Origin of the sequence: Achromobacter denitrificans NBRC 15125 (genome assembly GCF_001571365.1) — a bacterium.
GTDB classification, from domain to species: domain Bacteria; phylum Pseudomonadota; class Gammaproteobacteria; order Burkholderiales; family Burkholderiaceae_B; genus Achromobacter; species Achromobacter denitrificans.
Genome location: NZ_BCTQ01000008.1, coordinates 96,331 through 118,564, shown reverse-complemented (window position 1 = coordinate 118,564; position 22,234 = coordinate 96,331). Strand labels below are relative to the sequence as shown.

Here is a 22,234-nt window from a genome sequence, read left to right as displayed (position 1 = left end):
ATGCACTGGACGGAAAAATACATCGGGCAACCCTATGTTCCCGAGACCGGCGATTGCGCCGCGTTCGCCGAACGCGTCGCCCGCGAGTACCTGGGGATCACTCCGGGTTTGCCGAGCGGGCACGAGGTGGCGCTGCGCGCTCAGGCCGCGCAGATTCGCGCCAACCAGGCGCAATTTGCAGATCCTGTTATTGCCCCGATCGAGGGGCACCCGGTGCTGCTGCGATCGCGCGGCGACCTGTTCCACATCGGTGTCATGGCGTTCATGGCGCATGAATGGTGGGTGATGCATGCCGACCGCGCTTTCGGCGCCGTGGTGCGCCAGCGCCTGCGCGACATGATCCGCGTCGATTACAAGCTTGAGGGATATTTCCGATGGAAGACGTGACGCAGACAGTCGTTCCTGCCGGGCCGATCGCATCGCCGTCGCTCGTGGTGTATCCGCGTCCGTTTGAGAGCGGCGATCGCATCGATTGCTACGCGGCATTCCTGCCGGGTGAGACGCTGGGCGCCTTCATGCGGCGTACGCGCATCGCCGCGCCGTCGCGGGTGCTGCGCGTCGAGCACAACGGCCGCCCCGTGCCGCTGGCGCTGTGGGATCGGCTGATCCCTCGCCAGGGCGATATGGTGGTTGTAAGCGCCCGCGCTTTGGGGGGCGGTGGCGGCGGGAAAGTGCTGCGCACGGTGGCCATGTTGGCGGTCGTTGCCGCGGCGTTCTACGCCCCGGCGTTCGCCGGCCTAACCAAGATGGTCGGCGGCATCGAGGTTGCCACGCTCGGCGGTTCTGCCCTGTCGGCTGGCATCATGCTCGGCGGCTCCTTGCTCGTTGGCGCGCTGCTGCCGCTGCCTACGCCCACCGCCGCGAAGCTGGGCACCGGTCAGAAGTACGAGAGCAGTCCGACGTACGCGATCCAGGGCGGGCGCAATCGGTCCCGGCCCTGGGAGCCGATGACGCTCATCTTCGGCCGGCACAAGGTAGTTCCAGATTCCGGGGCGAAACCCTACTCGCAGTATGTAGGGGACACGCAGTTTCTGAACCAGATCTTCCATTTCGGGCTTCAGCTCAATGGCATTACGCTGAGCGATTTGAAGATCGGAGAAACGCCGGTCTCCAATTACCAAGGGGTCCAGCTGCAATCGTCCGACCCCAACACCGGCGCGCTGTCCATGTTCTCCGGAAACGTGGATACGCTGCAGGGGTTCACGCTGCAATCCGGTGTGATCAACACTCGCACGACCCCGAGCGATGTGACGCATATCTCCGTTGAGATTGCGTCGCAGCTGTTCTACGTGAACGACGCCGGGGGGCTGGAAGCGCGATCTGTTGACCTTCGCTTGCAGTATCGGCCGGTCGGCGGGGCCTGGGCGGACATTGGCCTGCTTAACGATGCCATCTATGCGACCCATTACTGGGCCAAGATGCAGATCGATACCGGCACGGGCGGAGGAGATGCGGGCGAGGCCTACCGACGTGAACAGCAGGTTGGGTTTGGCTCGACAAATCCGGCTGACCATACGGATGGTGAAACGTTCGTCATCAAGCCCGGGTACAGCTTTGGCGGCGGCGATGCGGGCGAGACGGTAGTGCCACCGGTCATGGGCGTTTGGCGCTGGAAGCCGCACCCTTTCCAGATGGGCCAGCCCTGGTACGGAATCGCGCCCGATCCTCTGATCGGTTACAGCACAACTCCCGGCGTTCGCGTCACCGGTGCCCGGCAGGAGCCGACGCGCCAGACCGTCTCGTGGAATGTCCCGGTTGGCATGTACGAGGTCCGCGCCTGGAAGGTGACCGCTGACATACAGAGCAGTCGCGAATCGAACCAGACGGCGATCAGCCAGATCCTCTGCTACCAGACCGACACGGCCGATTACTCGGGTCAGCTGCGTGTGGCGCTGCGTATCCAGGCGTCGTCGCAGCTGAACGGGGCCGTTGATGAATTCAGCGCTATCGCTTCAGCATGGTGCTCGGTCTGGACGGGCTCGGAGTGGAAGTGGACTACGACGAGCAACCCGGCGTGGTGGTTCCTGTGGTTCGCGCGCGGCAAAAGGGACTCGGCCGGGCAGCGCATCTACGGTGGTGGGCTGACCGACGCCCAGATCGACTTCGAGTCCATCAAGGCTTGGGGGCTATGGTGCGACCGAAAGCGGCTGACGTTCGATTATGTCCTGGATCAGAAGATGAGCGCCGCGGCCGTGCTCCAGATGATCGCCAGGGCAGGGCGCGCATCGATGACGTACCAGACTGGAAAGCTAGGGGTCGTGTGGGATGCCGAGAACCTACCGGTATCCGCCATGTTCGGGCCGTTCAACGTGCGCGCGGGCTCCTTCAAGATCACCTACATCAACGAGGGCACGGTCGACGAGATTGTGGCCAACTTCGTGAACAAGGACGCGGGCTGGGTGATGGACGAGGTGCGCGCCAAGGTCCCGGGCGCCATCGCTACCAATAATCCGCTGCAGCTGGATTTGGACGGCTGCACGAACGCCGACATGGCCGGGCGCGAAGCGAACTTGATCGCTGCTAGCCAGGTGTGGAAGCGCCGGCGCGTCTCCTGGGAAACTGACCTTGAAGGCTTGGTCTGCACGCGCGGCGACGTGGTGTCGTTCTCGCACGACCTGACCGTATGGGGCTACTCCGGCCGCCTCATGCCGGGCAGTGGTGGCGCGCTGATGAAGTTGCAGCAAGCCGTGCCCAGTGCTGGAAGCGGCACGGTCATGTTGCGCGACCCCGACGGCAACATGAAGGTCGTGACGGTGTCCTCCGATGTGGGAGAGGTTGACGAGCTCACCATCGTGACCGACCTGGACGGGTTCCCGATGCCGGGGGATGAAGGGTACGAGGACTGTTCCCCCTTTGATTGGGCATGGCAGTTCGACCCGTTGGCGACCCCGGGCCGGCGGTTCAAGGTCTCGGGGGTGGCGCCGGCCGGAGATGGCCTGCGCTTCGAGGCGATCGATGACGACCCGGAGTACTACGCCTGCGAGTCGAACCCCTACCTGTACACGCCGCCCCGCGATGGTGGGCTGCTGAGCGGCGTGATGTTCTCCCTGAGCGCTACCGAATCGATCGTGAGCGTAAGCGCCGACCAGATCCGCGTGGGACTGTCCTGGGCGCTGTCCCGCGATATGCCGGTGCAGATCAAGGTAGCGGTAAATGGCGTGCAGCGCGTCGCGCAGACCGTCGAGGGGCGCTCGCTCGACCTCGTCGTGCAGACGGGAGACGTGATCGTTGCGACGGTGGTTCCCAAGGGGTCGACCGGGGCTGGCACGCCGAAGACGTTGACCTACAAGGTCGAAGGCCTGGCCGCGCCTCTGCCGCCGGTGGAGGGGCTGACGACGGTGTTCCGCGATGGCCTGACCGTGTTGAGTTGGCGGAAGGTCATGGATGTGCGGGAACCGGCCTATGAGGTCCGGATCGGCGACAGCTGGGCAAACTCGCGCCTAGTGGGCATAACGAGCTCGCAGGACATGCTGGCGGTCGGCAACGGCGGCTACTGGGCAGCAGCGCGGTTCAAGCTGTCCAATGGAACAGTCGTGTACGGGCCCGCAGCTGGCATTGCGATCTCGGGCGCGGTGCTGGTGCGAAATGTCCTGCTGGTTCAAGACGAGGCGCCGGAATGGACCGGCTCTCTTTCCGGCGGGGCCATCGTCTACGAAGGCAACCTGTCTTTGGCCGCCCAAGGCGACTTGCTGGCAAGCCCCGATCTCTTGGCAGAATCGGATCTGCTGTGGATGGGAGGTGCAGCACCAGAAGGAACCTACACCAATTCGGTGAGCGACCAGGTTGATATTGGCTACGTGGCGCCTGTGCGCATCGATTTCGATATCGAATTTCTGGCGATCAGCCAGGACGATGACCTGTTGTCCATCCCTGACCTGCTCGCGGTCGATGACCTGTTGAATGGTTCTGCACGGCAGGCCATCACGCTGAGGCCGCAGATCCGCCATGCGCAGGAGGATGGGGAGTGGTCGGAATGGGTGGACTTCGTCCCTGGCCTGGTCAATGCCAGGCACTTCGATGTGCGCCTGTACCTGGCCACTGCGAACCCTCGGATCATTCCGCTTGTGTCGCGATTCCGCTGGACTGTCGATGTGCCAGATCTGGTTCAGCGCGCCGAGTCCGTCGCGGTTCCGGCCGCGGGAATGCGCGTGACGTTCCCCAAGCCCTTCCACGCACGGCCCAATCTTCAAGTCACGATTCTGGACACTCAGAACGGCGACCGCGCTGTTGTATTGGCCGCGACGTCCGATGAGCTCGGCTTCGACATCAGAATTTTCAACGGCTCCATTCCGGTGGAGCGCTCGATCAACTGGATTGCTCAAGGGTACTGATATGCAGGCACCTCCTCAATTGTCGATCACGCCGCCACAACCTGGCGTCGTGGTCTTCCCAGCGCTGAATGATGCGCTTCAGACCATCGCCACGGACTTCTCGGGCGATACCGACCCCGCTGCGCTGGCCTGGCCTTTATCGACTTGGGCGGATACGGCAAACAATCTCATCAAGCGGCGGAATGCGGCCCATACGGGATGGGTGACCGAGGGGGCTTTGCTCCGGTCGCATATTCCGTCTTTCCCCTTGGCGGAACTTCCGACCCAAGATATCGGGCTGATCTTCGTGCCCGAGGATGGCTTTTATCGCTGGGTCAGTGGCGCCTATGTCAAATCCGACTTGTCGTTCTCGGTGATCGCCACGTTGAAGACCCAGTCGGCCGCAATATTGGGCGTGGGGCAGAGCTGGCAGGACGTCTCGGCCAGCCGTGCCGCCGGAACCATCTACACCAACAGCACGAGCAAGCCAATCCTGGTCAGCGTTCGCGGTATTGGGTCCGGTTCTTCCATCAGCTTGTCCCTACAGGTTGACGCCGTTGTTATGGATCGTCCCGGATGGCCGAGTACGTTTTCTGGCGGGACCGTCGCCGGCTCGATGATCGTGCCGCCCGGATCGACTTACCGGGTGTTCACTGACGGCATCGTTTCCATTGTGTGGACGGAGTACCGCTAATGCAGAACTTCAAAGACCCCGCTACTGGCCAATTCTGGGCGTTGGACGACGACGTCGTCGTAATCGTGACGGAAGCGGGCCGGGAGTTCCGCAACGCGTTGGGCGAAGTTTTGACGGTCATTCCCTCGACGCTCCAAGCTGTCGCATCGGTGCCGACCCCCGAAGCGCCTACGTTGGACGAGCTGCGCGCGGCCAAGGAGGCCGAAATTAACGCGGGCTATGCCGCGGCGGCCGCAGCACTCGCTGATGGATATCCGGACGCTGAACGCGAGACCTGGCCGGTGCAGATCATGGAATCTGCTGCCGTGCTGGCGGGCTCCGACGACGCTACGCCGTGGATCGATGCGGCGGCGCCGGCGCGCGGCATCACGCGCGAGGAATTGGCCACGAAGATTCGCGACATGGATCTGCAGTATCGCCAGATCATTGGAGCGCTGACAGGCAAGCGGCAAGCCCTGCGAGGCCTGGCGCTGGCGGCCGAAACTCCTGAGGCCATTGATGCGGTCGTGTGGGACTGACCTTCCGTACCTAGCCAATCTCCAATCAGATCAACCCGCTTCGGCGGGCTTTTTTACGCCCCAAAAATAGGAAAGCAAATGACAGAACCCAACGCAGTGACCGCCTGGGTCGTGAGCGCCATCGTCGGCGTGGCCGCACTGGTCACCAAGCTGGACCCCAGCGCAGTGATCGGGGCTTTCGCGGGCAGCGTGACGTTCGCGCTGACCGCGAAGGACGCGACCTTGTGGGCGCGTGCGGTCTACATGATCGTTTCGCTGGTGGTGGGCTACGCCGCGGTGGCGGATGTCGCCGCGCTGTCGCCCATCAAATCGCCGTTGCTGATCGCCTACGGCGTCTCGGCGCTGGTGGTTCACCTGACGCTGGTGGCAATTGACCGGATCAAGTCTATCGACCTTGCCGAATTCTGGCGGTCGGTGTTTTCCAAGAAATAAGGAGAGCGTCATGCTGATCGAAACCATCATCGTGCTGGCCAGCGTGCTGACGGCCGGACGGCTCATCTGCTGGCGCCGCGGCGGCTGCCGGTACCGGCCCGGTGTCTCGCTCCTGGCGTACCTGCTGATCGTCGCGGCCGGCGGCCAGGCCATCGACATCGTGATCGGGCATGCCCCGGTCACAGTGTGGCAGGCCGTCATGTCGGTCACGGTCTGCGCAATCGTCTGGCGCTCGCAAGGAAATGTCGCCGTCATGGGGCGGACGGGGGTGTGGTCATGACGCTGTTGCAGACCATCGTTCGGACGGCCATCGATCCCGCGTTGGCGCTGCTGCCCCCCAGAATGGACACGCCGGCCGCACGCATCATGCTGCTCGCCACCGGCCTGCAAGAATCCAAGTTCAAGGATCGGCGCCAACTCGTGGGCAACCCGCCGCGTCCTGTCGGCCCGGCAAAGAGCTTATGGCAGGCGGAACTGGGCGGCGGGATGGTGCACGGTGTTCGGCTGCACGTCGCCACGCGCGCCACGGCCGCGCACCTGTACCAGGCCCGGGGCGTACCGGCGCGCGATGCCGCGATCTGGGACGCCATCGAGCATGACGATGTGCTGGCGGCTGGCCTGGCGCGGCTGCTCCTGTGGAGCGACCCGGGCCGGCTCCCGGCGGTCGGCGATACCGAGGGCGCCTGGGCTCTGTACCTTCGGACCTGGCGCCCCGGAGCCTACGCGCGCGGCACGCCGACCCAGCGTGCGGAGCTTCGTGCGAAGTGGGCCGGCAACCATGCCCAGGCATTGACCGAGGTGGCACCGTGAGCGCGCTGGCGCGCGCCGCCGGCGCTCTGGCAGGCTGGCGAGGCTACGCGGCGGCAGCACTTGCCGGTGGCCTGGTCCTGGGCGGCGCGGCCTGGCAGGCCCAGGGCTGGCGCTGGGACGCGAAGACGGCCAGGGCCGAGGCATCCCGCGCGCAGGAACGTGACGCCCAGGCCCAGGCCACTATGACCGCCATCGAGGCGGCCCGAGATGAAGAAAGGCGGCGCACGGCCGCGGTGGAGAAAGCCCGTGATGATGCACAGAACCAAGCCGCTCGCGCGGCTGCTGATGCTGCTGGTCTGCGTTCTGAGCGCGACCGGTTGCGTACCCACGCCGACGCGCTGGCTGGCGCCGCAATCGCCCGAGACCCCGCCGCTGCCGACGGAAGCCCGGCAGGGGCCGACGCCGTCGATCTGCTTGCCTACATGCTCGGCAGGGTTAGCGACCGAGCTACGGAACTTGCAGGGGTTGCAGATCGTGCCCGCATCGCGGGACTGACCTGCGAGCGGACCTATGACGCGCTGCGGAAGTGATAAGGGCAGGGCTTAGCGCAATGTGCCGACGAGCTTCACGCAGTCGATGGTTACGCCCTCGGCGAGGCTATAACTGTCGCCACAGGCAACTCGACGCGCCCAGGCCCACATGCTGAAGCGTTGGCCTGTCTTCACATTCGCAACCACGTCCGCCCCGGAACGGCGGGCTTCGTCAGCGGCTACCTGAAGCACCTCCGTGCACTCCCATACCAGCGCTTTGAGCCCAACAGCTTTCCAATTGGGACAGCGTCAACGTCCGACGGTGGTGGGGCTGGGGCGAATGCTATGCGACGGCCGGCATTGGGCGTCCCGAGCGTGATAAATCTAGACGAACTCGCTCTGACGAAGCTCTAAGTCCTTCTGTAGGGATTGGTCTGCGCAGGAACGCCGCCTCCAAGGCTCCATTTTGGGCTCACGTGGTGGGAGCGGTAGGCTCCGAAGGCTTAACGGCAACTGACTTTGCCGGTCCGCATTGAAGCGGCGAGTGCTTCTAGCTCTCGCTGATCCCACATCCCGATTCCTGCTACCCATGCAACTGCTGTCGACCCTGTAGCTGCGGTTCGAATGTCCACCCGCAGAAGATCACCAGTGGCGCTAGGGTGCTGCACGCGCACTACACCGGTGGAGTTGTCGGAATATAGGTTTCCGCTTACCGTGAAGGATCCTAAAAGTGGGCCGCCGGCATCTGAGTGGCACTCGCGCGCGAACGCGTCTGCGCGTCTATATGCTTCCTGGTAGGTGGTATCTGTCTCGATTGTCATTGACGGGCTCGACTTGGTAATGCCCGTGATGCAGCCGGAAAGAACGATAGCGATGCCGAACACCCCGATGACGCGTCTCATACTCTGCTCCAGGAATGGCGGCAAGGACTGTAACACGTCGACGAAGCTGAAAGGCCAAGCATCTTCTACCTCGACGGCATGCCCTTGCGCAGCTTGCGCGGCTCTTCCAGCAGTTCTGCCGTCATCTGGTCACGTTCCAGCACACAGGGCTCGTCCTCTAGCCCCGCCAGCAGACCGGCGGAGATGGCCGCGCAGGCCAGCGCAGTTCGCTTGTCGATTACAACCGGTTTGCCCGTTGCGAAAGCGGTTCCGCGTTCCCAAGCCTGCAACGTGGGCAGGGATACGCCTAGGGCTTCCGCGGCTGCGCGCTGCGAGTACCCCATGCGATGGCGCCAGGCTTGGAAGTCGGCCGGCGTCATATGCGTACCAACTCGGACTCGTGGCCGGCCATGTCGACGAGGTAGGACGTTCCCTGCTCATCGCGTACGGCAACGCCGCGAAAACCCAGGATCGCCGCGGCGCGGGCGGTGATTGCCTGGATGTCCCACGATATTTCGCCGAGGTCATCTTCGATCCCGTCAAGGTCGAAGACCGATTTCGACTCGTCGATCAGGGCCTCGGCGTCGTCTTCGTCGAGGCCGAGGCGAGCCGCTAGTTCGTCAACCAGCGGTTGCAGCCTGGCCGCGTCTTCGTGATAGAACAGTCGGCCTGCGTCGATGATGCTGTCGTCGTCGATTTCCAGGCTGTACACCAGCGCTTCGCCTGCTGTCATCGTATAGGCGCGGGCGGAGAAAAACAGAAATGAGCCGAAACGGCCGGTGCTGGTGATCGTGCTGATTTCGCTGGGGCTGGTGTGAAAGAGTTGCATGTCGCTCTCCGCTTTTGACTAAATTATATAGTCATGCAGAAAGGCGTCAAGCTTTTGCCGCTACCCATTGCATCCACCAACCCTGATAGTAGCGCTGGCCGTCTATCTCTTCGAAGCCGCAGATCATCATCCCGCGATCAGAGCCAAACGTCAGCAGTTCGGGCTCCAATAGGTCAGGGATTGCCACTTCAGGCCCGGTGTCATAGCCGTGGAGCGGCTTCATTGTCATTACTGAGACATACCGCTTCAACTCTGGATGCATGATCGAATACATGCGCACCGTCCCGACAGCGATCCGGCCGGGGTCGTTGTCGCGGCGTCGCTCGCCGCGCTGATGGGTGCGCTGTACGGCGCATTTGAAGTCCACAGTCATGCCCAATATGCTGTATAAATAAACAGTATATTTCAGACGAATCCTAGTGCAATTCGGCCCCGATTTCGGCCGGCAGGAGACGGAGCATGGCCGATACGGAATGGACGCAGAGGGACGACTACTACTGGGAGGGGCCGCCGGGCTGGACGATCTGCCGCGTGTTCGTGGACGGCATGTGGCAATACGAGCTCTGGTTTAGCCGGGGAGGCGGCGGCACGATCTACGGCATGCGCGGCTCGCTGGGCGCGGCCCAGGACCTGTACCAGCAGAAACTAGGGTAGCGAACTACTTGGGCTGGGGCTCCGCGACCAGGCGCTCGGCCGGGTAGGGCAGCAGGAACTCCCGGGTGTCGGCTACCGGGGCTGTCAACCAATCCGCGTAGGCTCCCTCCGGCAGGATCACGACCATACGCTTTTCCTTGCCGGCCTGGTGGTAGTGCTTGAACAGCGGGTCATCGTCGGCGTTGATGGTGAGCACGGTGTAGCTCAACTGCCACTGGCCTGCCGCGTCGCGGTAACGGTCCCACAGGCCGGCAATGCCCATGGGCGCGCCGTCGGCTCGGGCGAAGCGAGTAGGGACGGGATGTTCCCCTCGCTGCTCATACACGGGGCGCCAATCGGGCTCGAAGATGGCCTCGGCAGGGATGATGCAGCGCCGGCCATGTTGCGAGGCCAGGCGGAATGTCCAGATTTCATGGGCCGTCTCGCTCTTGGAATTGAAGGGCGCGATCTTCTCGGCCTTCGCCAGCTTCTCGGGCGGAGTGCTGGGTGCGATCATGCCCCAGCGGCCGACGACCGCTTCGCGCTCCGGTACCGCGTCGTCGCCGGCGTCATGCTCGGGCGGCCGCCGGATGAGCGGCCCCTGGTACCCGGGCCACATATCCGACTTCGGTGGCAGCGGAATCCCGCGCGCGCCGAAGTACTTCTCCAGCTGTTCCTGCTTCTTGAGCGCGGTGTAGTGGCTGCACATGGTGGCCTCCCGGTCGGAAGGGCCAGTATAGGATCAGTCCAGGCCCGCCGCGGCCTCGGAATGGTGCTGGAGGTAGTAGACCAGCGCGCGGACGATCAGAGCGATCTGCCGCTGCTGCGCGACCGGCAGGGCGGCGAATTCCGCGACGGTGAAATATTCGTTGTAAGGCCAGATTTCCATGCCCATCACACTACCCCATTGCGGGCGATCATGTGGCCCTGGGCAGTAAATCTCGGACTGACTAGTCTTATAGGTCTGACAAGGGATTGGGCCTGTCACGACTTTGTCCCGTACACTCAGGGGCCTTATAACCAGAAGTGAGAGATTCGGCCATGTCAGATTCAAAAAACATCAGTCAGATTTTGGCGGATCGCCAACAGGCCGTGGATGCCATTGAATGGGATGAAGTGGAGCAAGAATATCGGGTTCCTGCCATGGAAGCACTAATTTCGGTACCGAAGTCTTATCTGCAGGATTCTGCCGGACAGGTTCGCCAAATTCTTCGATTGCTGGAAAAAGGCGCCACTCCGCAAACCGTGTTGGCGTTCGCAATTAAGGCGGGCCTAAACACCTAAGGGCGGATGTAGGGCGATCGATGCCGTCAGGTCTGTGCGTGCAGATCCAGCACCCGCCGGGATGGATCTGAGAGGGCTTGAAGTAGGATATGGCTGGATGAATGCACAGCCTTTTCGTTCTAATATTCAAGCAGGAAGGCGCATGATTGCGTGTTCGTTGGAACGTGTTTATTAGAAGAATTTCCCCACCAAGCCGCATGAATACTTGTAATTGGCCCGGATTGTGATTCCGGTTGTCGTGGGTTCGAGCCCCATCAGCCACCCCACAGAATACAAATGAAATCAGGCACTTGCGCGAAAGCGGAGTGCCTTTTTTCATTCTGCGATATAAAAATCAGAACGAAATCGCAAGTGTGAGAACGGCGCCCCGCTGTGGCCGAGGCTCGTGAGATAAGGCGATGGTCCATGCTTGCGGGCACGCGGCCGGGTATGTGTGGGCGGCGAAGTCCCAGCAAGGCTGGGAGCGTGATCTGGGCGCCTGTTCAGGTGTCGATGCCCGGCTTCCCGTCCGGGGAGGATACCCTGGGGAAGCAGAGTGTGAATGTGGTGCCGCCTTCGGCAGAACTCACTACATCCACATGCCCCTCGGATTGCGACATGTAGCCATACACTTGGCTCAAGCCCAATCCCGTTCCCTTCCCGTCTTCCTTGGTGGTAAAGAACGGTTCAAAGATGTGATCCAGAACGGTGGGGGGGATGCCCTCGCCATCGTCCGAGACGCTGACGATTACAAATCGCCCTGTGGCGATGCGCCCGGGCCCATCGGGATGCGATTCGGCGCCGCTGACTGCAATTTTCACATTGCCGCCATATGGCATTGCGTCTCCGGCATTCACCACCAAATTCAACAACGCGTTTTCCAGCTGGCTGACGTCGGCGCAAATGAAGCACGGCTCTTCAGGCAGCTGGTAATGCACTCGAACCGCGGAACCGAGCGTTGCTTGGAAGATTGGCTTCATGCCCGTGACACAGGCGCCCACGTCCACCTGGGTCGGCGCGAGAGGCTGGCGGCGGGCATACGCAAGCATTTGTTGCGTTAGGTGGGTCGCTCGTTGCGCGGTCTCCGCAATCGCATCGAGATACTTGAGACGCTTTTCAGGCGCGAGCTCGGGGTTGCGGAGTAATTCGGCCGCCCCGTTGATGATCGAGATGAAATTGTTGAAATCGTGCGCCAGCCCGCCCGTCACGCGACCAAGCGCCTCCATTCTCTGGGCCCGATGCAACGCCAGCTGGGTGGCCTGCAATTCGAGCTGGCTTTGTCGCTTCTCCGTTACATCACGCGTGACCTTCGCGAAACCGATGGGAGCTCCCGATCCATCCAGTATGGGATCTATGACGACGCTCGCCCAGAAGCGCGAGCCATCTTTGCGTACTCGCCACCCCTCCGCCTCAAACCTGCCTTCGGTCGCCGCGGTCGCCAATGCGCATTGCGGAACTCCTGCAGCGCGATCCTCTTCCGTGTAGAAGCGGGAGAAGTGCTGGCCGATGATTTCGGAGGCTTCGTAGCCCTTGAAGCGTTGCGCGCCAGCGTTCCAGCTTGCGACGAAGCCATTGGCGTCCAGGAGAAAAATCGCATAGTCGAGGACCCCTTCCACCAGAAGCTTGTAGCGGTATGGTTCGTCAAGTTCCGCCAAGCTACTGATGTGTGCGGCAGTCCCTAGTTTCGGGGGCTCAACGATGCTCATCGTCACTCCAATACGCGATCCTGGGGTGATCAATTATGGATCGAGATAGGCCTCCTCGCAAAGCGCTCATGGTGCCCTAACGCGCTTCCCGCATATGGCGGATTGCGCGCTGTGGTCGCGGATTTAAATCAGAGTGAATTCCATGCGCGGACGGTCATGCTCCCCAGTCCGCTCGACATTGCCATCATGTCAAGGTTGACCGGGGTGTGGCGCTACCTGGCGGTGCAGGTCAGCGGCCCTGAAGGCCGCCGCCGCTCAGGACGCGGTTCAAGGATTCCAGCAACAGGTTGAGCGTGGGGCTGCGCGGCGCGCCCTTTCTCAGGACCAGCTCGTAGGGCTCGCTGCGGGATTTGAGTTGCAGGGGCAGCACGCCGACGAGGCGGTGGCGGCAGAAGTAGTTCGCCACGTCGTCGGAAACCAGGGCCACCAGGTCCGTGTTGCGGCTGAGCAGGGAGAGCGTGGTCAGGGTGGACGTGGTTTCGACGAGGTGGAGCGGGAAGTTGAGCTGCGCTTCGTGGAATTCGCGTTCGAGCAGGCGGCGCATGGGCATATGCGCGCGGTAGACGACCCAGCGGTTGTCTTGCAGTTCGGTCAATTCCACGGATTTGGCGCCCATGGCCGGGTGATGCACGTTGGCGATCACCGATAGCGCTTCGTCCTTGATGAAGAGCGATTCGTAGGTGTCGGGGTTCCTGCTGACGGAGGAGCGGCAGATGGCGGCATCCAGCAGGCCGCGGTCCACCAGGCCCAGCAGCGTTTCGCTGGTGTCTTCCACGACTTCCAGGGACATCCGCGGCTGCTGCTGGAGCAAGTCGGAAATCACGTCGGTCAGCAGCGGCACGGCGCCCATGATGGTGCCGATGGCCAGCCGGCCGCCCGCGCCGCTGGCGATCGCGTCCAGCTCAAACCTCAGGTTATTGATGTCGGCCTGGATCAGGCGCGCGAAACGCAACACGCACTTGCCGGCCTCATTAGGGATTAACCCTCGGTTGGTACGCTCGAAGAGCTCGACCTGAAAGGTCTGTTCCAGCTCGCGCAGGGCCTTGCTCGCACCGGGCTGGGTGAGCCCGACCTTGTCCGCGGCGCCAAGCAGGGAGCCGCTTTCCTCGATGGCGATCAGCAGCCGCAGCTGCTTGGCATGCAGCCGCGACATCACGGAATTCAGGCTCGGGGTCGTGTTCACTATGAGTGAAAGTTATATCTCTATCGCAAGCTCTCAGTGTACCGAAACGGGAGCCATCCCTAGACTGCCCCTCGCATAACTGTTTTAACGAAGAGGCGATATGGCTTTGATCAATTACGTGACCGAGGTGCGTTTCGGCACTGGCGCGCTGGCTGAACTGAAAGAGGTTTGCGAGAAGCTGGGGATCCAAAACCCCTGCATCGTGACGGACAAGGGCGTGGAAGCCGCGGGCATCGTCGATAAGGTGCAATCCGTGCTCGGCCAGCGGGGCACCGTGTTCAACGAGACGCCGCCCAATCCGTCCGAGTCGGCGGTGCGCGCCGGCGTCGAAGCCTTGAAGGCCGCCGGCTGCGACGGCATCGTCGCGGTGGGCGGCGGTTCGTCCATCGACCTGGCCAAGGCGGTGGCCGTGGCGGCGCGCCACGAGGGGCCGTTGCGCCAGTTCGCGCTGATCGAAGGCGGGCTCCAGCGCATCACCGCCGCCACGCTGCCCATCGTGGCCATTCCCACCACCGCGGGCACGGGCAGCGAAGTCGGGCGCGGCGCCATCATCATCCTCGACGACGGCCGCAAGGTCGGCATCCTCTCTCCGCACGTGATTCCCAAGGTGGCGATCTGTGATCCGGCGCTGACGCTGGGCCTGCCGGCCGGGCTGACGGCGGCTACCGGCATGGACGCGATCGCGCACTGCATCGAGACGTTCCTGGCGCCGGCGTTCAATCCGCCGGCCGACGGCATTGCGCTCGACGGCCTGTGGCGCGCCTGGAGCCACATCGAGCGGGCCTTCCACGAGCCCGCCGACGTCGAGGCGCGGACCAACATGATGAGCGCCTCGCTGCAGGGCGCGCTGGCGTTCCAGAAGGGCCTGGGCTGCGTGCACAGCCTCAGCCATTCTCTGGGCGGCATCAATCCCAAGCTGCACCATGGCACGCTCAACGCCATCCTGCTGCCTGCCGTGATCCGCTACAACCGCGGCGCCGAATCGGTGGCGCGCGAGGACAAGATCGCCCGCCTGTCGCAGGCCATGGGCCTGCCGGCCGCGGTATCGATCGAGGACGCCCTGGTTGCCAAGTCGCGCGCGCTGCAGTTGCCCACGGGTCTGGGGCAGCTGGGCGTGACGGAAGATCTGTTCGACCGCATTGTGCAGGGCGCGCTGGCCGACCACAGCCACCGGACCAATCCGCGGGATGCCTCGGCCGCGGACTACGTCGAGATGCTGCGGCAATCGATGTGACTTCCATGCGTGCGCGCCCCGGCGGGGTCGCCGGGCGCGCATGGCGATACGACAGCCAATCATAGAAATAAGCAGGTGGAGACATGAGCAGCACCTCTCTCAACGCACTGGATTCCATGAGCTCCAAGGAGACCATGGTTCCGGATTCCGAGCGCCGCCGCGCCCTCTTCGGGAGCGCCGTCGGCAGCACCATCGAATGGTATGACTACTTCCTGTACGGAACCATGTCGTCCATTATTTTCGCCAAGCAGTTCTTTCCCAGCGACAACGCGCTGGTGAGCCAGATGCTGGCGCTCGCGACCTTCGCGCTGGCGTTCCTGATCCGCCCGCTGGGCGGCGTGATCTTCTCGCACATCGGCGATCGCGTCGGCCGCAAGAAGACGCTGGCCATGACGCTGTCCATCATGGGCCTGTCCACGGTGCTCATGGGGCTGTTGCCCAACTATGCGCAGATCGGCCTGGCCGCGCCCATCCTGCTGACGGTGCTGCGCCTGATGCAGGGGCTGGCCCTCGGCGGAGAGTGGGGCGGCGGCGTGCTGCTGGCGGTGGAGTATTCGCCCCGCAACAAACGCGGCTTCTATGGCGCCGTGCCGCAGACCGGCGCGGTGCTGGGCCTGGCCCTGGGCAACATCATCACTTCGATGCTGAGCGCCGGCATGAGCGAGGAGGCGTTCCTGTCCTGGGGCTGGCGCATTCCCTTCGTGGGGTCGATCGTGCTGGTGCTGATCGGCATGTGGATCCGCAATGCCGTGGGCGAGACCCCGTCGTTCAAGAAGATCCAGGCCACGCGCGGCAGCGCGCGCATTCCGCTCAAGGAGACGCTGCAGCACCATTGGCGCGAAGTGCTGATCGCCATCGGCGCGAAGGTCATCGAGACGTCGACCTTCTTCCTGTACGCGACTTTCACCATCTCCTACATGATGGACCACGGCTTCGCGCGCTCCACGATTCTCAACATCGTGCTGGTGTGTGCCTTGATCGCGTTCCCGTTCATGCTGTTCTTCGGGCACCTGTCGGACAGGATCGGCCGCAAGAAGGTCTTCATCCTGGGCAGCGTGGCGTTTCTCGCGTGGATCTTTCCCTATTTCTGGCTGCTGGACCAGAAGTCCGTTCCGGCCGCGGCCCTGGCCATCGTGGTGGGCCTGGGCATCATCTGGGCCAGCTACGGCGCCATGATCGGGACCTTGCTGGCCGAGGCGTTTCCGGCGGCGATCCGCTACACCGGCATGTCGCTCGGCTACCAGATCGGAGCGGCGCTGGTCGGCGGTCCGATGCCGCTGATCGCCACCGCGTTGATCGCCTATTTCAGCGGCAGCTATGTGCCGGTGGTGTTCTTCCTCGCGGCTTGCGCGCTGGTCTCCATCGTGGCCGTATCCCTGGCCCGCGACCGCAGCGGCCAGCCGCTGGACGACTGAATGCCATCGCCTTCCTCCATTTCAACCATTGAACAGGAACCTACCTCCATGCAACCCACCGGAGAAATGTTGATCGGCCGCGAGGCCGTCCGCGGCCAGGCTGGAATCCAGCGCGCTTTCAATCCCGCGACCAACGCCGAGATCGCCGAGCCGGCATTCGGCCTGGGCTCGCGCGAGGACGTGGACCGCGCCGTGGGCCTCGCCACCAGCGCCTTCGATTCCTATCGCAACCTGCCGCTGGAGCGCCGCGCCGCGTTCCTGGAAGCCATTGCCGACGAGATCATGGCGCTGGGCGATGCCCTGATCGAGCGCGCCCATGCCGAGAGCGGCCTGCCCGTGGCCCGCCTGACCGGCGAGCGCGCCCGCACCACCGGGCAGCTGCGGCTGTTTGCGCAGGTCGTGCGCGACGGGCATTTCCTGCGCGCCACCGTGGACAACGCGCAACCCGCGCGCCAGCCGGCGCCGCGCGCCGATCTGCGGCTGGCCAAGATTCCTCTGGGTCCGGTGGCCGTGTTCGGCGCCAGCAATTTCCCGCTGGCCTTCTCGGTGGCCGGCGGCGATACCGCGTCCGCGCTGGCCGCGGGGGCGCCCGTCGTCGTGAAGGCGCACAGCGCGCACCTGGGCACGTCCGAACTCGTCGGCCGGGCGGTGCGGCAGGCCGCGCAGCGGCAGGGCATGCCCGAGGGCGTCTTTTCGCTGCTGATCGGCGCGGGTCGCGAGATCGGCGAGGCGTTGGTGGCGCATCCCGGCATCAAGGCCGTGGGCTTCACGGGCTCGCGCCAGGGCGGCCTGGCGCTGCTGCGCATCGCCAACAGCCGCCACGAGCCGATTCCCGTCTATGCCGAGATGAGCAGCATCAACCCCGTGTTCCTGTTGCCGCGGGCGCTGTCCGCCAGGGCCGAGGCGCTGGCCCAGGGCTTCGCCGACTCGCTGACCCTGGGAGCGGGCCAGTTCTGCACCAACCCCGGCCTGGTGCTCGCCATCGACGGGCCGGACCTGCAGCGTTTCGTGTCGGCGGCCGGCCAGGCCTTGAGCGGCAAGGCCGCGCAGACCATGCTGACCCCAGGCATCCACGCCGCCTACCAGAGCGGCCGGGCGCAGGTGGACAGCCTGGAAGGGGTCGAGCGCGTGGCTTGCGGCGCGCAGGCCGCCGGCCAGCCCAATGCGGCCGAGGCCGCGCTGTACGTGACGGACGCGCAGCGTCTCTTGCGCACGCCCGAACTGCAGGCAGAGATGTTCGGCCCGGCGTCCGTGGTGGTGAAGGCGAGCAGTCTGGACGAATTGCTGGAGGTGGCCGAGCTGCTCGAAGGCCAGCTCACGGCGACCCTGCTCCTGGACGAGGGCGATCACGACGCCGCGCGCCGCCTGCTGCCGGTGCTGGAGCGCAAGTGCGGCCGCATCCTGGCCAATGGCTTTCCGACCGGCGTCGAGGTGTGCCATGCGATGGTGCACGGCGGCCCGTTCCCGGCCACGTCCAACGCCATGTACTCCTCGGTGGGCGCCAGCGCCATCGACCGTTTCCTGCGCCCGGTGTGCTACCAGGACATTCCGGACGCCTTGCTGCCGGCCGCCCTGCAAAACGCCAATCCGCAGGGCCTCTGGCGCTTGGTGGACGGCGCCGTGACGCAGCCCTGAAGCGGGGTAGAATCCAGTGACGCGGCAGCGGTGGCACGCTGCCGCGATCGGCCGCGGCTCCTGGCGAGCCCTGTAAGGCCGCGCATTGGCAGGCATCGGCAGGCAATGGCGGCTTCCGCAATTCCGGATGGATTCGCGCTTCTCTCATGCCCAGAAAAATCCCCCCTTTGAACCCGCTCCGCGCCTTTGAAGTGTCGGCGCGGCACATGAGCTTCACCAAAGCGGCCGAAGAACTGTTCGTAACGTCTTCGGCCGTCAGCCATCAGGTCAAGTCGCTGGAAGAGAACCTGGGCATCGCCCTGTTCGTCCGCGACTCCAAGACCCTCACGCTCACGCCGGCGGGCAAGGCCTATCTGCCCGGCGTGCAGGAGGCGTTCCGGCAACTGGAGGTCGCGACCTATCAGCTGCACCGCGAGAAGAGCACTTCGCTGCTCAAGATCAATCTGCCGCCGACCTTTGCCGTCAAGTGGCTGATCCCGCGCCTGAGCCGCTTCAGCCGCGAGCATCCGGACCTGGACTTGAAGGTTTCCACTTCCAAGCTCATGGCGGATTTTTCCCGCGATGCCGTGGACATGGAAATCCGCTACGGACGCGGCGTGTATGCCGGGCTGCACTCGGAGCTGGTGCTGCCGGTGGAGGTGTTCGCGGTGTGCAGCCCCGCGCTCCAGCAAGGGCCGCATCCCATCCATGAGTTCGCCGATCTTCGGCACCATGTGCTGCTGCACGACGACAGCACCTACGATGACGTCAGCAACCCGAACTGGGGCACCTGGCTGGCGCACATGGGCGTGCACGACCTGGACGCCGCCCGCGGCCCCTCGTTCTGGCCCAGCCACCTGGTGATCGACGCCGCGATCGACGGGCAGGGAGTGGCGCTGGTGAAGAAAAGCTGGGTGAGCCAGGACCTGGCGTCCGGCAAGCTGGTGCGCCTGTTCCCGGAGCACAGCCTGCCCATCGAGTTCGCCTATTACCTGGTGTTCCCGCGCAATCGCCTGGAGGATCCGCGCATCGCGGCCTTCGTCGACTGGATGCGCGAAGAATTGGCTCGCGACCCGCCCGCCTAGCAGCGGGCCGGGCCGCCGCTCACGGCGCGTTCGCGCCGATCCGATAAATGCGGGCCGCGTTGCCGGCCCACAGCGCGTGCCGTTGCGCGGGCGCCAGGGGCGCGATGGCCTCGGCGAAGGCCGCCACGATGGCGGGGTAGCTGGCGACGAGGCTGTCTACCGGGAAATTGCTGGCGAACATGCAGCGCTCGGGGCCGAAGAGGGAGATGGCGGTCCGGATCAACGGAATGTTGGCCTGCGCCGACCATGGCGAGTCGAGCTGGCCCAGCCCCGATATCTTCAGGGCGGCGTTGGGCGCCAGGGCCAGGGTTTCCAGCGCCTTGCGCCAGCCCGCCAGCCCTTGCGGGCTGCGATCCGAAGGCAGGCCGGTGTGGTTGAGGATCAGCGTGGTGGCCGGAAAATCGCGCGCTAGTTCCAGGGCCTGTTCCAGATGCCACCACGGCGCCTGGAGGTCGAACGACAGGCCGAACCGCTGCAACTGCGCATAGCCGTCGCGCCAGCGGGCATCGTCCATCGATCCCGGCTGGCCGCGGCGGGCGCCGTCGGCGCGAGGCGACGCGGCGGGCTTGTGGCGGATGCCGCGGACCATGTCGAACGCGGCCTGGGCCGCCAGGACCTCCCCGGCATCCGGCGCGCCCAGATCGGCGTGCGCGACCAGGACCGTGGGGCGCTGATGGCGCTCTGCCAACGCGGTCAGCCAGCGGGTTTCGTCCACGGGTCCGCGGCGATCCCATTCCGCTTCGATGTGGACGGTGGCCATGGGCGCGCAGCCCCGGGTGTCGGCCGCGTAGTCCTCCGGCAGGTAGTTGCGCCGCAGCGCTTCGTAGCTGCCATAGCGGAAGCCTTCGACGGTCTCGCCCTGCAACCACGGATAGGGATTCCGGTCGAGGTCCCAGAAGTGCTGATGCGCATCGATGAATGCCGGAATGTCGTTGTCTGCAGGGTTCATGGCCGGGTAATGCCGCGGAGGGTCGATGGAAATGTACCGCTTATGCGGGCACGGCGGTTTTGCCGCGCGCGCCAAACGCGCCGGCGGCCTGCAGCCGCTCGATGCGTTCGGCCGACAGGCCCAGTTCCGAGAAGACCTCTTGGGTGTGCGCGCCGAGCAGGGGCGCGACGCGGCGGATCTGTTGCGGCGTGCCCCGCAGCTTGACGGGGAAGCCGAGCATCTTGACCTTGCCTTCGATGGGATGTTCTCCCTCCATGACCATGTCGCGGGCCCGGGCCTGTTCGCAGTCCAGCGCTTCCTCGTAATTCTGTATGGGGGCGGCGGGCACGCCGGCGGCCAGCAGCAGGTCCACCCATTCGGCGGCGGGGCGGCGGGCGAACTCCTGTTCCAGCAGCGCGATCAGCGCCTTCCGGTTCTTGAGGCGTTCCACGTTGTCGGTGAAGCGCGGGTCGGCCAGCAGGTCCGGGCGCTCGATCACCGCGCACAGGGCGGCCCACAGCTTGGGGTTGGCGGCGCCGATGACCAGGTGGCGGTCGGCGGCGCGGATCGCCTGGTAGGGCGCGCTCATGCGGTTGGCGCTGCCCAGCGGGGAGGGCACGCGGCCGGTGCCCCAGAATTCGGCGGTTTCCCAGATCGACAGCCCCAGCGCGGTTTCGAAGAGCGAGGCGTCGATGTATTGGCCCTGGCCGGTCTCTCCGCGGCCGATCACGGCGCTCAGGATGGCGTAGGCGGCAAACAGCGCCGCGCCCAGGTCCGCGAAGGGCACGCTGGACTTCATGGGTTCGCCGCCGGGCTCGCCCATCACGCTCATGGCGCCGCAGCTGGCTTGCGCGATCAGGTCCAGGCCGGGGCGCAGCGCCCAGGGGCCGGTCTGCCCGAAACCGGAAATGCTGGCGTAGACCAGGCGCGGATTGATGGCCTGCAGCGTGGGATAGTCGATCTTCAGCCGGGCGGCGACGCCGGGGCGGTTGTTCTCCACCAGCACGTCCGCGCTGCGCACCAGCTCGTAGAACGCTTCGAGCCCCTGCGGATTCTTCAGGTCGATTTCGACGCTGCGCTTGTTGCGGTTCAGGGCGATGAAGCCGCCGCTGTCCTCGCCCTTGAGCTTGAAGCCCATGGCGCGGCGCGTCTGGTCGCCGACGCCCGGCGTTTCCACCTTGATGACATCGGCGCCCATGTCGCCCAGCAGCATGCAGCAATAGGGGCCCGCCATGATCTGGCTGACGTCGAGGACGCGGATTCGGGAAAGAGGAAGAGTCATTGCTATCGGAAGGATGGAAAAAGTGGGCGGGAGAGATCAGCGGCCGATGAAGGCGGGGCGCTGCTTGGCCAGGAAGGCGCGGTAGCCGATCTGGAAGTCCTCGGTTTCGAAGCAGTCGTACGCCACTTCCTGTTCCGAGTCCGTCAGGGGCTGGGGCAGGGCCAGCCGCCGCACGAAGTCCTTGTGCCAGCGCGCCACCAGCGGCGCGCCCGCGGCGATGCGGCGGGCGGCGGCGGCGCCTTCGTCCAGCACCGAGGCGTCGGGCACCACCCGGTTGACGAGTCCCTTTTGCAGGGCTTCGGCGGCGTCGAACACGCGGCCTTCCAGCACGATCTCCAGCGCCACGGCGGGGCCGGCCAGGGCGACGAGGCCGCCCAGCTCGCCATAGGACATCACCAGGCCCAGGCGGTTGATCGGGGCGCCGAAACGGCTGGATTCCCCGCAAAGGCGCATGTCGCAGACCGAGGCCAGCTCCAGCCCGCCGCCGACGCAGGCGCCCTGGATGACGGCCAGCGTGGGATGCCGGCTGGCCGAGACCGCCTGCATGGCCCGGTGCGTCACCTTGCCGTAGGCCATGGCCTGCGCCTTGTTCAGCCGGGTGCGCGGAAACTCCTCGATGTCGGCGCCCGCGGAGAAGGCGCGCTCGCCCGCGCCGCGCACCACGATGCAGCGCACCGAGTCGTCGGCATCCAGCTCCTGCATCAGATCGCCCAGGCGTTGCCACATTTCCAGGTTCATGGCATTCATCTTGAGCGGATTGTACAGCGTGAGGGTGACGATCTGTTGCTCGTCGCGGGACAGGAGGATTGCGTCTTCCATGGATCGAATGCCTTATATCGGGTGGGGCGAAGTTGCCATCGCATGCGAAAAGTGTAGGAAGGCCTGCCCACACCCTCAACCGAGAAAAATTGGGTGTCTGCCCAAGAAAAACTCAGCTAGCGGTGCAT

The 22,234-nt window shown here is 64.7% G+C and carries 25 protein-coding genes; 14 read left to right on the top strand and 11 right to left on the bottom strand.

The window, feature by feature from the left end; genetic code table 11:
* The 8 genes from ADE01S_RS09235 to ADE01S_RS09200 all read left to right on the top strand — a co-directional run bounded on the left by ADE01S_RS09235 (position 1) and on the right by ADE01S_RS09200 (position 7,294).
* Entirely contained in the window at positions 1-387 is a 387-nt protein-coding gene (locus ADE01S_RS09235; protein ID WP_062681386.1) for a hypothetical protein, read from the top strand.
* A complete protein-coding gene (locus ADE01S_RS09230; RefSeq protein WP_062681385.1) occupies positions 375-4,331 on the top strand; it encodes a TipJ family phage tail tip protein in 3,957 nt (1,318 codons plus the stop codon). The genes ADE01S_RS09235 and ADE01S_RS09230 overlap by 13 nt, the downstream gene beginning before the upstream one ends.
* 1 nt (position 4,332) lies before the next feature.
* A complete protein-coding gene (locus tag ADE01S_RS09225; protein ID WP_062681384.1) occupies positions 4,333-5,004 on the top strand; it encodes a hypothetical protein in 672 nt (223 codons plus the stop codon).
* Positions 5,004-5,522, top strand: coding sequence for a hypothetical protein (locus ADE01S_RS09220; RefSeq protein WP_062681383.1), 519 nt, complete (start codon positions 5,004-5,006; stop codon positions 5,520-5,522). The genes ADE01S_RS09225 and ADE01S_RS09220 overlap by 1 nt, the downstream gene beginning before the upstream one ends.
* A gap of 78 nt (positions 5,523-5,600) precedes the next feature.
* Positions 5,601-5,954, top strand: a complete 354-nt coding sequence (locus ADE01S_RS09215; protein ID WP_062681382.1) for a putative holin — start codon at positions 5,601-5,603, stop codon at positions 5,952-5,954.
* 10 nt (positions 5,955-5,964) lie between these two features.
* Complete coding sequence (locus ADE01S_RS09210) at positions 5,965-6,234, top strand: phage holin family protein (protein WP_062681381.1); 270 nt, start codon at positions 5,965-5,967, stop codon at positions 6,232-6,234.
* On the top strand, positions 6,231-6,764 hold the full coding sequence (locus tag ADE01S_RS09205) for a hypothetical protein (RefSeq protein WP_062681380.1): 534 nt from the start codon (positions 6,231-6,233) through the stop codon (positions 6,762-6,764). Before ADE01S_RS09210 ends, ADE01S_RS09205 begins: the two co-directional genes overlap by 4 nt.
* The gene (locus ADE01S_RS09200; RefSeq protein ID WP_242663388.1) at positions 6,761-7,294 is read left to right on the top strand and encodes a DUF2514 family protein; all 534 of its coding nucleotides are present in this window, start codon (positions 6,761-6,763) and stop codon (positions 7,292-7,294) included. The genes ADE01S_RS09205 and ADE01S_RS09200 overlap by 4 nt, the downstream gene beginning before the upstream one ends.
* Before the next feature lie 443 nt (positions 7,295-7,737).
* Here the strand turns inward: ADE01S_RS09200 and ADE01S_RS32290 are convergent, their stop codons facing one another.
* The 4 genes from ADE01S_RS32290 to ADE01S_RS09185 form a co-directional block, all read right to left on the bottom strand.
* Positions 7,738-8,136 carry a BPTD_2524 family lipoprotein gene (locus ADE01S_RS32290; RefSeq protein ID WP_367305461.1) on the bottom strand — a complete coding sequence of 133 codons (399 nt, stop codon included), beginning with the start codon at positions 8,134-8,136 and terminating at the stop codon, positions 7,738-7,740.
* 65 nt (positions 8,137-8,201) lie between these two features.
* Positions 8,202-8,495, bottom strand: coding sequence for a helix-turn-helix domain-containing protein (locus ADE01S_RS09195; protein WP_062681379.1), 294 nt, complete (start codon positions 8,493-8,495; stop codon positions 8,202-8,204).
* Positions 8,492-8,944, bottom strand: a complete 453-nt coding sequence (locus ADE01S_RS09190; RefSeq protein ID WP_062681378.1) for an AcrIF11 family anti-CRISPR ADP-ribosyltransferase — start codon at positions 8,942-8,944, stop codon at positions 8,492-8,494. Before ADE01S_RS09190 ends, ADE01S_RS09195 begins: the two co-directional genes overlap by 4 nt.
* Positions 8,945-8,990: 46 nt before the next feature.
* Positions 8,991-9,317: a hypothetical protein gene (locus ADE01S_RS09185; RefSeq protein ID WP_087881364.1), complete on the bottom strand. Its 327-nt coding sequence runs from the start codon at positions 9,315-9,317 to the stop codon at positions 8,991-8,993.
* Positions 9,318-9,403: 86 nt separating this feature from the next.
* Between ADE01S_RS09185 and ADE01S_RS09180 the strand changes: the two genes are divergently transcribed.
* Positions 9,404-9,598, top strand: coding sequence for a hypothetical protein (locus ADE01S_RS09180; protein WP_062681377.1), 195 nt, complete (start codon positions 9,404-9,406; stop codon positions 9,596-9,598).
* Between the two features lie 4 nt (positions 9,599-9,602).
* Here the strand turns inward: ADE01S_RS09180 and ADE01S_RS09175 are convergent, their stop codons facing one another.
* Together ADE01S_RS09175 and ADE01S_RS31515 are read right to left on the bottom strand one after the other, a co-directional pair.
* Positions 9,603-10,286 carry an SOS response-associated peptidase gene (locus ADE01S_RS09175; RefSeq protein WP_062681376.1) on the bottom strand — a complete coding sequence of 228 codons (684 nt, stop codon included), beginning with the start codon at positions 10,284-10,286 and terminating at the stop codon, positions 9,603-9,605.
* Between the two features lie 33 nt (positions 10,287-10,319).
* The gene (locus tag ADE01S_RS31515; RefSeq protein ID WP_156494252.1) at positions 10,320-10,466 is read right to left on the bottom strand and encodes a hypothetical protein; all 147 of its coding nucleotides are present in this window, start codon (positions 10,464-10,466) and stop codon (positions 10,320-10,322) included.
* 152 nt (positions 10,467-10,618) lie between these two features.
* Between ADE01S_RS31515 and ADE01S_RS31510 the strand changes: the two genes are divergently transcribed.
* Positions 10,619-10,861, top strand: coding sequence for a hypothetical protein (locus ADE01S_RS31510; RefSeq protein ID WP_131828716.1), 243 nt, complete (start codon positions 10,619-10,621; stop codon positions 10,859-10,861).
* Positions 10,862-11,343: 482 nt separating this feature from the next.
* Here ADE01S_RS31510 and ADE01S_RS09170 read toward each other — a convergent pair whose 3' ends face one another.
* Both ADE01S_RS09170 and ADE01S_RS09165 read right to left on the bottom strand, forming a co-directional pair.
* Positions 11,344-12,546, bottom strand: coding sequence for a two-component system sensor histidine kinase NtrB (locus ADE01S_RS09170; RefSeq protein ID WP_062681375.1), 1,203 nt, complete (start codon positions 12,544-12,546; stop codon positions 11,344-11,346).
* A gap of 229 nt (positions 12,547-12,775) precedes the next feature.
* Positions 12,776-13,699: a LysR family transcriptional regulator gene (locus tag ADE01S_RS09165; RefSeq protein ID WP_062681374.1), complete on the bottom strand. Its 924-nt coding sequence runs from the start codon at positions 13,697-13,699 to the stop codon at positions 12,776-12,778.
* A 130-nt stretch (positions 13,700-13,829) separates the two neighbouring features.
* Here ADE01S_RS09165 and gbd point away from each other — a divergent pair, with 130 nt between their 5' ends.
* The 4 genes from gbd to ADE01S_RS09145 all read left to right on the top strand — a co-directional run bounded on the left by gbd (position 13,830) and on the right by ADE01S_RS09145 (position 19,077).
* Positions 13,830-14,963, top strand: coding sequence for a 4-hydroxybutyrate dehydrogenase (gene gbd / locus ADE01S_RS09160; protein WP_062681373.1), 1,134 nt, complete (start codon positions 13,830-13,832; stop codon positions 14,961-14,963).
* An 83-nt stretch (positions 14,964-15,046) separates the two neighbouring features.
* Complete coding sequence (locus ADE01S_RS09155; RefSeq protein WP_082775741.1) at positions 15,047-16,378, top strand: MFS transporter; 1,332 nt, start codon at positions 15,047-15,049, stop codon at positions 16,376-16,378.
* Between the two features lie 48 nt (positions 16,379-16,426).
* On the top strand, positions 16,427-18,013 hold the full coding sequence (locus ADE01S_RS09150) for an aldehyde dehydrogenase (NADP(+)) (protein ID WP_062681372.1): 1,587 nt from the start codon (positions 16,427-16,429) through the stop codon (positions 18,011-18,013).
* 146 nt (positions 18,014-18,159) lie between these two features.
* A complete protein-coding gene (locus ADE01S_RS09145; RefSeq protein ID WP_062681371.1) occupies positions 18,160-19,077 on the top strand; it encodes a transcriptional regulator GcvA in 918 nt (305 codons plus the stop codon).
* Positions 19,078-19,096: 19 nt separating this feature from the next.
* Here the strand turns inward: ADE01S_RS09145 and ADE01S_RS09140 are convergent, their stop codons facing one another.
* From ADE01S_RS09140 to ADE01S_RS09130, 3 genes are read right to left on the bottom strand one after another with little or no spacing between them, the layout of a single operon-like run.
* Positions 19,097-20,026: an amidohydrolase family protein gene (locus tag ADE01S_RS09140; protein WP_062681370.1), complete on the bottom strand. Its 930-nt coding sequence runs from the start codon at positions 20,024-20,026 to the stop codon at positions 19,097-19,099.
* A 40-nt stretch (positions 20,027-20,066) separates the two neighbouring features.
* A complete protein-coding gene (locus ADE01S_RS09135) occupies positions 20,067-21,287 on the bottom strand; it encodes a CaiB/BaiF CoA transferase family protein (RefSeq protein WP_062681369.1) in 1,221 nt (406 codons plus the stop codon).
* A 36-nt stretch (positions 21,288-21,323) separates the two neighbouring features.
* Positions 21,324-22,106 carry an enoyl-CoA hydratase-related protein gene (locus tag ADE01S_RS09130; protein WP_062681368.1) on the bottom strand — a complete coding sequence of 261 codons (783 nt, stop codon included), beginning with the start codon at positions 22,104-22,106 and terminating at the stop codon, positions 21,324-21,326.
* Positions 22,107-22,234: the final 128 nt, after the last annotated feature.

What these genes read in the sequence shown, in the direction of transcription:
- ADE01S_RS32290 (WP_367305461.1), bottom strand. Translation starts at nt 8,136, where the DNA reads ATGAGACGCGTCATCGGGGTGTTCGGCATCGCTATCGTTCTTTCCGGC.
- ADE01S_RS09225 (WP_062681384.1), top strand. Translation starts at nt 4,333, where the DNA reads ATGCAGGCACCTCCTCAATTGTCGATCACGCCGCCACAACCTGGCGTC.
- ADE01S_RS09140 (WP_062681370.1), bottom strand. Translation starts at nt 20,026, where the DNA reads ATGAACCCTGCAGACAACGACATTCCGGCATTCATCGATGCGCATCAG.
- ADE01S_RS09205 (WP_062681380.1), top strand. Translation starts at nt 6,231, where the DNA reads ATGACGCTGTTGCAGACCATCGTTCGGACGGCCATCGATCCCGCGTTG.
- ADE01S_RS09230 (WP_062681385.1), top strand. Translation starts at nt 375, where the DNA reads ATGGAAGACGTGACGCAGACAGTCGTTCCTGCCGGGCCGATCGCATCG.
- ADE01S_RS09190 (WP_062681378.1), bottom strand. Translation starts at nt 8,944, where the DNA reads ATGCAACTCTTTCACACCAGCCCCAGCGAAATCAGCACGATCACCAGC.
- gbd (WP_062681373.1), top strand. Translation starts at nt 13,830, where the DNA reads ATGGCTTTGATCAATTACGTGACCGAGGTGCGTTTCGGCACTGGCGCG.
- ADE01S_RS09195 (WP_062681379.1), bottom strand. Translation starts at nt 8,495, where the DNA reads ATGACGCCGGCCGACTTCCAAGCCTGGCGCCATCGCATGGGGTACTCG.
- ADE01S_RS09150 (WP_062681372.1), top strand. Translation starts at nt 16,427, where the DNA reads ATGCAACCCACCGGAGAAATGTTGATCGGCCGCGAGGCCGTCCGCGGC.
- ADE01S_RS09175 (WP_062681376.1), bottom strand. Translation starts at nt 10,286, where the DNA reads ATGTGCAGCCACTACACCGCGCTCAAGAAGCAGGAACAGCTGGAGAAG.
- ADE01S_RS09135 (WP_062681369.1), bottom strand. Translation starts at nt 21,287, where the DNA reads ATGACTCTTCCTCTTTCCCGAATCCGCGTCCTCGACGTCAGCCAGATC.
- ADE01S_RS09215 (WP_062681382.1), top strand. Translation starts at nt 5,601, where the DNA reads ATGACAGAACCCAACGCAGTGACCGCCTGGGTCGTGAGCGCCATCGTC.
- ADE01S_RS09185 (WP_087881364.1), bottom strand. Translation starts at nt 9,317, where the DNA reads ATGACTGTGGACTTCAAATGCGCCGTACAGCGCACCCATCAGCGCGGC.
- ADE01S_RS09180 (WP_062681377.1), top strand. Translation starts at nt 9,404, where the DNA reads ATGGCCGATACGGAATGGACGCAGAGGGACGACTACTACTGGGAGGGG.
- ADE01S_RS09130 (WP_062681368.1), bottom strand. Translation starts at nt 22,106, where the DNA reads ATGGAAGACGCAATCCTCCTGTCCCGCGACGAGCAACAGATCGTCACC.
- ADE01S_RS09210 (WP_062681381.1), top strand. Translation starts at nt 5,965, where the DNA reads ATGCTGATCGAAACCATCATCGTGCTGGCCAGCGTGCTGACGGCCGGA.
- ADE01S_RS09155 (WP_082775741.1), top strand. Translation starts at nt 15,047, where the DNA reads ATGAGCAGCACCTCTCTCAACGCACTGGATTCCATGAGCTCCAAGGAG.
- ADE01S_RS31515 (WP_156494252.1), bottom strand. Translation starts at nt 10,466, where the DNA reads ATGGAAATCTGGCCTTACAACGAATATTTCACCGTCGCGGAATTCGCC.
- ADE01S_RS31510 (WP_131828716.1), top strand. Translation starts at nt 10,619, where the DNA reads ATGTCAGATTCAAAAAACATCAGTCAGATTTTGGCGGATCGCCAACAG.
- ADE01S_RS09145 (WP_062681371.1), top strand. Translation starts at nt 18,160, where the DNA reads ATGCCCAGAAAAATCCCCCCTTTGAACCCGCTCCGCGCCTTTGAAGTG.
- ADE01S_RS09165 (WP_062681374.1), bottom strand. Translation starts at nt 13,699, where the DNA reads ATGTCGCGGCTGCATGCCAAGCAGCTGCGGCTGCTGATCGCCATCGAG.
- ADE01S_RS09220 (WP_062681383.1), top strand. Translation starts at nt 5,004, where the DNA reads ATGCAGAACTTCAAAGACCCCGCTACTGGCCAATTCTGGGCGTTGGAC.
- ADE01S_RS09170 (WP_062681375.1), bottom strand. Translation starts at nt 12,546, where the DNA reads ATGAGCATCGTTGAGCCCCCGAAACTAGGGACTGCCGCACACATCAGT.
- ADE01S_RS09235 (WP_062681386.1), top strand. Translation starts at nt 1, where the DNA reads ATGCACTGGACGGAAAAATACATCGGGCAACCCTATGTTCCCGAGACC.